General features: G+C 63.2%; 11 protein-coding genes and 1 pseudogene. 3 read left to right on the top strand and 9 right to left on the bottom strand.

The window, feature by feature from the left end:
* Positions 1-648 precede the first annotated feature (648 nt).
* The gene (locus RTS12_RS19060; protein ID WP_155046203.1) at positions 649-1,059 is read right to left on the bottom strand and encodes an antirestriction protein; all 411 of its coding nucleotides are present in this window, start codon (positions 1,057-1,059) and stop codon (positions 649-651) included.
* Positions 1,060-1,224: 165 nt separating this feature from the next.
* On the opposite strand from RTS12_RS19060, the gene RTS12_RS19055 reads away from it, so the two are divergent.
* Positions 1,225-1,515, top strand: coding sequence for a hypothetical protein (locus tag RTS12_RS19055; protein WP_155046211.1), 291 nt, complete (start codon positions 1,225-1,227; stop codon positions 1,513-1,515).
* 33 nt (positions 1,516-1,548) lie between these two features.
* On the opposite strand, the gene RTS12_RS19050 is transcribed toward RTS12_RS19055, so the two are convergent.
* The 7 genes and pseudogenes from RTS12_RS19050 to RTS12_RS19020 form a co-directional block, all read right to left on the bottom strand.
* The gene (locus RTS12_RS19050; protein WP_312531329.1) at positions 1,549-2,190 is read right to left on the bottom strand and encodes an antitoxin of toxin-antitoxin stability system; all 642 of its coding nucleotides are present in this window, start codon (positions 2,188-2,190) and stop codon (positions 1,549-1,551) included.
* Positions 2,190-2,753 carry a hypothetical protein gene (locus RTS12_RS19045; RefSeq protein ID WP_312531327.1) on the bottom strand — a complete coding sequence of 188 codons (564 nt, stop codon included), beginning with the start codon at positions 2,751-2,753 and terminating at the stop codon, positions 2,190-2,192. The genes RTS12_RS19050 and RTS12_RS19045 overlap by 1 nt, the downstream gene beginning before the upstream one ends.
* Positions 2,754-2,880: 127 nt before the next feature.
* Positions 2,881-3,738, bottom strand: coding sequence for a DUF7007 domain-containing protein (locus RTS12_RS19040; protein WP_312531325.1), 858 nt, complete (start codon positions 3,736-3,738; stop codon positions 2,881-2,883).
* Positions 3,735-4,172, bottom strand: a complete 438-nt coding sequence (locus RTS12_RS19035) for a hypothetical protein (protein ID WP_226937824.1) — start codon at positions 4,170-4,172, stop codon at positions 3,735-3,737. The genes RTS12_RS19040 and RTS12_RS19035 overlap by 4 nt, the downstream gene beginning before the upstream one ends.
* Before the next feature lie 271 nt (positions 4,173-4,443).
* Positions 4,444-4,803, bottom strand: a pseudogene (locus RTS12_RS19030) (DUF6915 family protein); the annotation flags it as partial.
* Positions 4,804-4,814: 11 nt separating this feature from the next.
* Positions 4,815-5,300: a DUF6878 family protein gene (locus tag RTS12_RS19025; protein WP_155046328.1), complete on the bottom strand. Its 486-nt coding sequence runs from the start codon at positions 5,298-5,300 to the stop codon at positions 4,815-4,817.
* 222 nt (positions 5,301-5,522) lie between these two features.
* Entirely contained in the window at positions 5,523-5,687 is a 165-nt protein-coding gene (locus tag RTS12_RS19020; RefSeq protein WP_196216826.1) for a hypothetical protein, read from the bottom strand.
* A 569-nt stretch (positions 5,688-6,256) separates the two neighbouring features.
* Between RTS12_RS19020 and RTS12_RS19015 the strand changes: the two genes are divergently transcribed.
* Both RTS12_RS19015 and RTS12_RS19010 read left to right on the top strand, forming a co-directional pair.
* Entirely contained in the window at positions 6,257-6,865 is a 609-nt protein-coding gene (locus tag RTS12_RS19015) for a DUF6088 family protein (protein ID WP_312531315.1), read from the top strand.
* Positions 6,858-7,895 (top strand): nucleotidyl transferase AbiEii/AbiGii toxin family protein, encoded by a 1,038-nt coding sequence (locus tag RTS12_RS19010; protein ID WP_312531312.1) that lies wholly within the window; start codon positions 6,858-6,860, stop codon positions 7,893-7,895. Before RTS12_RS19015 ends, RTS12_RS19010 begins: the two co-directional genes overlap by 8 nt.
* Positions 7,896-7,976: 81 nt before the next feature.
* On the opposite strand, the gene RTS12_RS19005 is transcribed toward RTS12_RS19010, so the two are convergent.
* Positions 7,977-8,142, bottom strand: a 166-nt coding sequence (locus RTS12_RS19005) for a DUF736 domain-containing protein (protein ID WP_312531334.1), incomplete at its 5' end; no start/stop codon positions are given.

Raw genomic sequence — 8,142 nt, 5'->3', positions numbered from 1 at the left:
AGAAAGTTCAACGACGCTGTTGCGCCGAGACGTCGAAGCGCGCTCCCGCGCGCTGGTCTTCGGCCAGATCAGCCCATCACAGAGGACGCATGCGAGCGGTCCCGTCACGCCTGGAGAGACAGGAGACAGCGGCGATCCTGAAGGAACCAGCAGGAAGACCCGACAGGCAACCACCGGCGGTGATCACCCGGGCTGCAAGCAGGCCAGTGCGCGCCCTTCCCCGACCTGCGGGCCACGGGCGACAAGGCGCTGCACCAGATCGGATGCTGGCCGGGCCACCGGATCGGAATGTGCCGCACGAACACTCGACCGGGAGGAGAGACAGCGTTGGAAGCGCGATCAAAGCGTGCCACCGATCTCCAGAACCCCACGATCAAAGACGCCGGAATGAGGGAAAGACTGATCTCTGCAGGATCAGCAGCACCCGGGGCAAAACCGCCAGCCGATGGCCAGGATCGAAAGGCCGAGCTGGCCAGATGCCAATTTGGAGCAAGCGATCAGAGCCAACCGCATGACAGGACCGACGGCACCTCGAACGCAGCAGAAGCCGTGAGTGCGACCGCGACAGGTGCCAGCCAAAGAGAAATACCCTCCGACACAAACGTCGAAGGGTACAGACGACTCATGCAAGCATGACAGGGAAGGCGCTCAATCGATGGCCTGGAAAATCTCCGCAGCCTCAGGATGATCGCCAGCAAATTCATAAAGCCGCACATAGCCCTCGACCAACTGGTCAGCTGCGTGGTGGAATGAGAGGTGCGAGAATGCGAACAGTGTTGCGATGATTCCCGCCGCCTCGGCCGAGACCGCGCCCTGCCAGCCGTTGCCGCTACAGGCCATGCGGTAGCGCGCTTTCGAGGTCGGGGCCATGAAGAGCGGCCGCCCGCCTCGTTCATAAAAGTCCCAGTGGCCACCGCCGTAGTCTAGCGGGCAGAGACTATCCATCATGGCATAGACCATGTTCTCGGCGACAAGCATTCGGGTCGGCCCGAACAGCTCGGGTAAAAAGGTAGGGCGGCGCTGTTCGGCCACCCGGGCAACAGACGTCATCGTGCTCATGGGATCAGACTCCTTGGAATGGGAAAACCTCGAGCCCGGCGGCGCTCTCTTTCCTGCCGCTCGGCTCACAGAACTCCCTCCCCCGCTCTGCCTCTCCCCGGCGCCGGTTGATTATGTTCCTTATATGTTCTATATTGGAACTCAACCCAGCAAGGGAGATCTATGATGGTAGCTGTCCCTGATGCCCTGGCGGTGACACCGCGCCAGATCGCCTATGCCCGCTCGCTCGCGCTCCGGAATAAGACCCTCTTGCCCTGGGAGGTCCAACTGGATCGCCGCAGTCTCAGCACCTGGATCGAGGCGCAGTCGCGGCTGAAACCTCTGGACGATGGCCAACCCACCTCGAAACAGGTTGCCTTTGCCGAACGGCTCGCGCGGCTTCGGCGGCGGGCCATCCCGGATGAATGCTTCCGCGACCGGCAGCTGCTGTCCCGGTGGATCGACAGCAATCGCTGAGCCTGGATCGCGGCTCGGCCGGAATCCGGTTGATCAGGCTCTCCGCCCACTTTCCGTGAACGTGTAGCCATTGGCGAGCAAGGCCTCATCGACCGCGGCATCGGAAGACAGATAGTCGTATTCCTGTTCGAGCTGTCGGTAGAGCCAGCGGGCAAGATCGCGCAGCAGGTCAATGACAGCGCTCTCCGCGCCTTCGGTCAGGTCTTGGCCGACCGGGCTTTCACGGGTGACGGAGATGTCCATGGTGAAAGCATGATAGTAATTGCCCCGATGCCGGACTTCCGCCTGCAGCTGATAGAAATTGCGGCGCTGGATCGCCAGGAGCGCATCGGCAATCCGATGCAACTCTTCATCCCTTGGCGCGTAGGAGCGAATGGCAGAGCAAGCGCCCTTGCTGAAGGAATAGCTGCCCTCCCACGCCGCCCCATCCCCTTGCGACCAGAACCCGGTGAACCAGATGCAGGGGCTTTCGCTGGTCCCGCCGCCCATCAGCCGGGATGCCCGGGTCCGGAGACAAATCCCGAGAATTTCCGCGATGCGCTGGAAATCCTCATAGACGGCACCATACCAGTCGTGATCAAAGGCGCCCTCACGATACCAGGCCCGGGCATTGTCTTTCCCGGCCTCCGGCAGCTCGTCAAAGTGATAGACCGTGATCTCGATGATCGAAGGCATCACGCTGCCCTCCGCTGCAGAAGCGCAAGCTGCGCCGCATCACGCCAGAACGGATCTACCAGGCGCCCTTCATTCGCGGCCGCCTGCCTGCGCAAGAGGCTGGCTTCGGCATGCTTGCCCAAATCGGCGAGACGCTGCACTTCAGCCCGCTGGCGGCAGGCCAGGGTGACCACCGACCGCGCTTCAGCATCGCTGGTGACGGGCTGGCACCAGGTCACGTGCCGGTTTGAGACTTCGCCAGCGAGCACTAGGCCATGTTCGGCATCAACCACCGCAATCAGCTGCGGCGTGAAGTGGAGCGCGGGATCATCGCCACAGGTAATGTCGCCGCGTGCAAGGCGCGTTGTCACCAGCATCATCGCCGCCGCGAGGCTTTCATAGGTGCCGAGGGACACGCTGCGCTCAAGCGCCCACTGCTCGAGCTCGGAATCGAGATAGCGCGCCTCCCCGGAACAGCTGACGGTCAGAGGATAGCGCTGCGCCAATTGAAGCTGCGCAAGGGCCTGGCTGATCAGCACCCGCCCGGCGGATCGAAACCCTTCAGTTGAACCAGTATAGGTCATCGCGGTGTCTCCACGACGGGCAGCGGAAGCCTCTCTCCCAGCTCATGACCCGTCGCTTTACCGCGCCCCACCTCTTCCTCCCGGCCGCGCACAAGGCGCGCGCGGCCGAGATCAGCGGAACCGACAGTCAGTCATCGCCATTGGTCAGATCTCGATGCCGCGTGGGATCGATCACGAACCCGAACAGACCGGGTTCATACTCGGCCGAGGGGATGAGGAAGCGGCGGCGGTCGACGCCCGAGCCACGCTGCCCGCCCGGCGTCGCAGTCGTTTCCACGAAACCCGGAAAGCGATCCGAAATGACTGCCGAGATAGCAATCCAGTCTCCAGCGTGCTGACACTCGAAGATCTGGCGATCCTGCTCCCGGGATTCGCCGGGCTGAAGGGAGCGGCCATGTATGGCCTCCCAGGCTTCCGGCCAGTGATTGCGCAGTGCCTCATCGGCCAGACGGCGTTCATAACCCGTGAACAGTTCCGGCAGCGCCTGCGCAACCGCTGCCCATTCAGCGTCCTCCTCGTAGAAGCCGGAGGAGGATCGCAGCAGCAGATGCACGCGGTCGTTCTGCTCTGGTGCAAGCTCGAACCCCCCATGCCCGGCCGTGGTGTGGCAGAGCACACCTTCACCATAGATCGTCGCGCCCTGCGACGCGCCCCATGGTGTATGGACCCGCGAGCCAACCTCACGTCGCCCGAGTGCAGCACGCTCACGCTGGTGTTCAGCATTCTCGGCGACAAGCGCCCGGAACGCGGCCTCGTCGGCCACATCGCCGGAATGGCCGTAGAAGTCGTCGCGCCTCCATGTTTCCAGCGAGAGAGAGAGCCGCAAGCCTGTCGCCAGGAAATGACGTCCCTGCCGGGTCGGCACCATCGCGAAGGCGGTGTCGCCGACCCGCGCGACCAGCAGGCCGTCGGCGCTGCGCCCAAACTCGACGACGGGCAGATGCCGGGAGGGAGAAGTGGAGGTGATCGAGACCGTGATGTTCATCCTGCAACCGCCTCCACGGCGTCGATGTCCTCGCCATTCAGAACGGCTTTCAACCATTCATGCGTGCTGATCCAGCCGATGCTTTTGCGAGCACCCAGATCAATGACATGCGCCCCACCGCCGAAAGCCTCGACCCTGGGGCGAGAGCAGGTATTGGCATAGTCGAACCCCCAGAGACCGGTGAGGTTCAGCTCTTCGGCAAGGCGCAGCACGAAGTTGATGACGCCCTCGACATCACCCTGATCATCATCATGGATCCAAAGCTGCGAGCCGCTCGGCCCGTCCTGCTGGACAAGTTCGAAGCCGTCGAAAGCAGGCTCGTCGGCATCCGCCTCTTCGGCGCGCAAGCGGTGGAACAGCGCCATCGCCTTGGCGGCGTTTTCGGGCGAGCCCGTATCGAGCAGGCAGGAGAAGTGCGTGAAATAGTCGGCCATGACAGGCTCCTTGTCAGAAATGGAAAACCCGGCACGAGGCCGGGTCTGATTGGGATTGGGCTGAAGGAATGGGTCAGGTGCCTGGGAATGTGGAAACTGCAGCCGCATGGGCGGCCAGCATCTGGCGGTAGAAACGCCGCCGGGCGAGCCTGAGACCGGAATCCTTGCGGATAGTAGGATGGAAGGCCCGGGCCGCGGCGCGAAGAACTGTGAACGCTGCGGCATCGGGGACAAGGCCGAGAAGGGGGTAGAACGGATCAGGTGCCGGGTCCGGCGCAGCTGGCAACGGCTCCACTTCGGCCTCGATCTTCGGCGTGCGCCCCATCCAGGGTTCTGGCCGGATCGCGCGTGCCCAGTCGGCGAAGCTCGGGATATGGCCGAGATCCTCGCGGACATGCTGCTCGCCCACCCAACGGGTCGGGATCACCCTGCCGGAGGAGAGGGTCAACGTCTTGCCGAACACGGTTTCCATGAGGAAGATGCCCTCGGCATGGTGGCGCAAAGCTCGGTGCCTGAAGTCAGCAAGGATCAGTTTCGAGGCATCTAACCAGGAATGCAGCTCGATGTAATCCTCGACTTCGCCGCCCCATTTCTTCACCGAGGACAGGGCGTGATGATAAGGATGTGCCATGTTCTCCGCCCTCAGAAGCTGTGGTTGAATTGCTCGGACGAGGTGAACCGCTCATTGTAATCGAGCAGGATCGTCGCGGCCTCGGCGTCGAAATGGAACTCGCCGAACGCGCCGTCGCAGTTCTCCCAGCCACCATGGCTGTCGGATAGGAGGTCATAGGCCAGGGGCTCGACGGCCTCGGAGAGCGACATGGTGTTGGTCGCAATCTCGGTGACGCCCCAGCTGACCTGTGCGAGCGTGATTTCCGTGTCCGGCATCGGCACCGCGGTACCGCCGCAGCGGGCGTCGATGTCTTCGACCTGCCCGCTGTCGCCAGCACCATCGAAGGTGACGATGATCTCGGTGATCCCGGCAGCGCGCATGGCCGCGAACAGGGTCTCCTTGTTCACGGCCATTGCAGTGGTGCTGAGCGTCTGATGCGCCAGCTGCGAGGCATCAAACTGCGCCATGGCGGCCGCCAGGCTGACTTCCGGGGTGGCTGCAATCTCTTGGGTCATGGGACTTCTCCTGAGAGCGAAGGGACAGGTGAAGCCGACCGGCGCTCTCTCTGGGACCGGAAGGCTCGCCCTTCCCGGACCCCACCTCTGCCTCTCCCGCGCCGGGGTTCATCCCGGCACAGCTGCGCGGCGCGCGCCACAGGCGGGTGATCGCGCAACCCCGGCCGGCCCCGCGGCTCGCCGCGCGAGGGCCGCCCGGAAGGGGTGAGGCGCTTGCGCGCCTCACTGCCAGGGGTCGATCTCGAGGGCGATGAGAGCCTCATCGCCATCATATTCATCGGCGGGCATGGCGGCATGGCTGCCATCGCCGGCCTGAAACACGACGATCGAGACCATCAGCGTAGCGGCGAGGCTGGCGGCGAAAGCGGTGGCATCCTTCTTGGACATGGGACTGGCTCCTGTCTTTGGAGACGAGGGACCATCCCCCGCTCAACAGGCGCCCGAAGTGTCTGACCGGATCTGCAATCACCCGAGGGCGTTCGGGCCTCTTGCCCGAATCCCCGAGGGCGGCACGCAAAGCGTCAAGCCGACCCTTTACGGGTTGATTTCAAAGAGAAGGATCGGACCAAGGTTTGCGAATGGAAGCGGGGATGGGGCTTTGGCTTTGACAGGAGCCTGATCCCTTGAAGGGATGCCTCCGCTGCCGCCAGCCTTGGCGCTTCGCTGATCAAAGGTGTCGACGTGTTTCAGGCCAGATTGCAGATCTGTGCCGCACCGACGATGAATACGGTGGCTTCCAGCGAATGCCTGATAGACCCCTGGCACAGGGCGCAAGCGCCGAACTCGGCCCCTTCGCACCCCGCCGAGCACACCCCTCGTCCCCCCTGTCCGCGACCGCGACAATCTCAGCCAGTACAAGAGTCAGAGCGCGTTACCTCGCACACTTGATTGGAAGAAAAACATAGCCTATTTTCTAACACATGAAGACTGTATCTGCCTCTGTTCCCGATCGGATCATGAAGCGTGTCCGCGCTAGCGGACGCGGCAGCGTCTTCACGCCCAGTGACTTTCTGAACGTGGCTGCCCGTGGCGCGGTGGACCAGGCGCTGTCTCGGCTGACCAGGGCGGGCGACCTCCGGCGTCTCGCCCGCGGCCTTTATGATTTCCCGAAGATCCATCCGAAGTTTGGTGCTCTGGCCCCTTCGCCCGACAACGTGGCCAGAGCACTCGCTCGCGAAACCGGATCAAACCTGCAGATTGATGGTCCACAGGCTGCCAATGTGCTCGGGCTTTCAACGCAGGTTGCAGCGCAGAGCCGTTGGCTGACGGATGGGCCTTCGCGCCGCGTTGTGCTGGGGAAGCGGGTGATCGATCTTCGCCATACCTCACCCAAACATCTGATTGCCCCCGGCAGCCCGGCCGGAACGGTCGTTCAGGCCCTGCGCCATGTAGGTGCTGCACGGGCCTCTGACGTGATGCACGCGGCCAGCCGTCACCTCTCGGTCAGTGACAAAAAGCTTCTCGCCAGAAATGCGACGCAGGCGCCCGCGTGGATGCGGGCAACCCTGCTCTCGATCGCCGACCCAAAACCTTCAGGGTCCGGCGCGGAAACCGCTCTTGGATAATGTTGCCCGCCTGTCGGCCGCGGACCGTGCCGCACTCTTTGGCGAAACCGCCGCTGGTCGCGGCGTCGCCAACACGATCATCGAGAAGGACTTCTGGGTTTGCTGGACCCTGCGGCGGGTCTTCTCGCTGCCGCCCGGGAAAACCGCATCGCTGGTGTTCAAAGGCGGTACCTCGCTGTCCAAGGCCTATGATGCGATCCGTCGGTTCTCCGAGGATATTGACCTGTCCTTTGACCGGGCAGAACTGGGATATGGCGGCGAACGGGACCCTGAGCAGGAAGGGCTTGGAAAGAATAAAACGGCGAGGCTGATTGCGGATCTGGTGGCGGATGTCGAAACGCATGTTGCCGAACGGCTGCTTCCCGCCCTGCAAGCAGAATTCGCGCGCCATCTGGGTGATCCCGCCGATGGTGGCTGGTCGCTCGAGATAGACCCGAATGACGCGCAGACGGTGAATTTCCAGTATCCCCCGGCCTTTGGCGGCACGGATTATGCCAGCATGTCCTACATCACCCCCCGCGTGAAGCTCGAACTCGGGGCGCGCGGAGACCCCTGGCCAACTGAGGAAAAGGTGATCCGGCCCTATGCGGCCGAGGACTACCCTGACTTCTTCAACGAGCGTGACACGAAGGTCACCGTCCTGTCTTCCCGGCGCACCTTCTGGGAAAAGGCGACCGCACTCCATGCCGAAGCGCATCGCCCTACCAGTTCGCCGACACCTCAGTATTTCTCCCGGCATTTCTACGATCTGGCGATGCTCCTCGAGACCGCGGAGGGAGTCGCTGCATCGCGGGACTTCGAGCTTCTGGCGCAGGTGGCGAAGCATAAAGCCATCTTCTTCCGTTCGGCATGGGCAAGCTATGACCTGGCCAGGCCCGGCACGTTGCGACTTCTGCCCGGCGAGGATCGGATCAAGGATCTGCGTGCGGACTACAAGGACATGGCACCCATGATGTTCGATACGAAGCCGCCGAGTTTCGATGACATCCTCGCCCGCATCCAGCGTTTTGAGGATGACGTGAACACCTGATCCGTGGTCCGCCCGAAAGCCGTCGGGCATCCGCAAGACCAGAAGCCCCGGCCTTTCGACCGGGGCCATGGTTGGGGGGTGTTACTCCCCCCGGCGGCTGTTGGGGCGCGACCAGATCAGGCTCGAGCCCTCACCGTCCTCGTCGTCAAAGAGGTTGGCGTAGATCGGGTGCGCGAAGCTCGGATCGTCCAACTTCAGGCCCAGATAGTCCCGCCCCTCGTTCGAGCGCTTCGACCAGGCGGCGCCG

The sequence above is a fragment of the Paracoccus sp. (in: a-proteobacteria) genome (assembly GCF_032007265.1).
Taxonomy (GTDB): Bacteria; Pseudomonadota; Alphaproteobacteria; order Rhodobacterales; family Rhodobacteraceae; genus Paracoccus.
The sequence above is the reverse complement of the archived record's forward strand: the minus strand, read 5'-3'. Positions and strand labels throughout refer to the sequence as shown.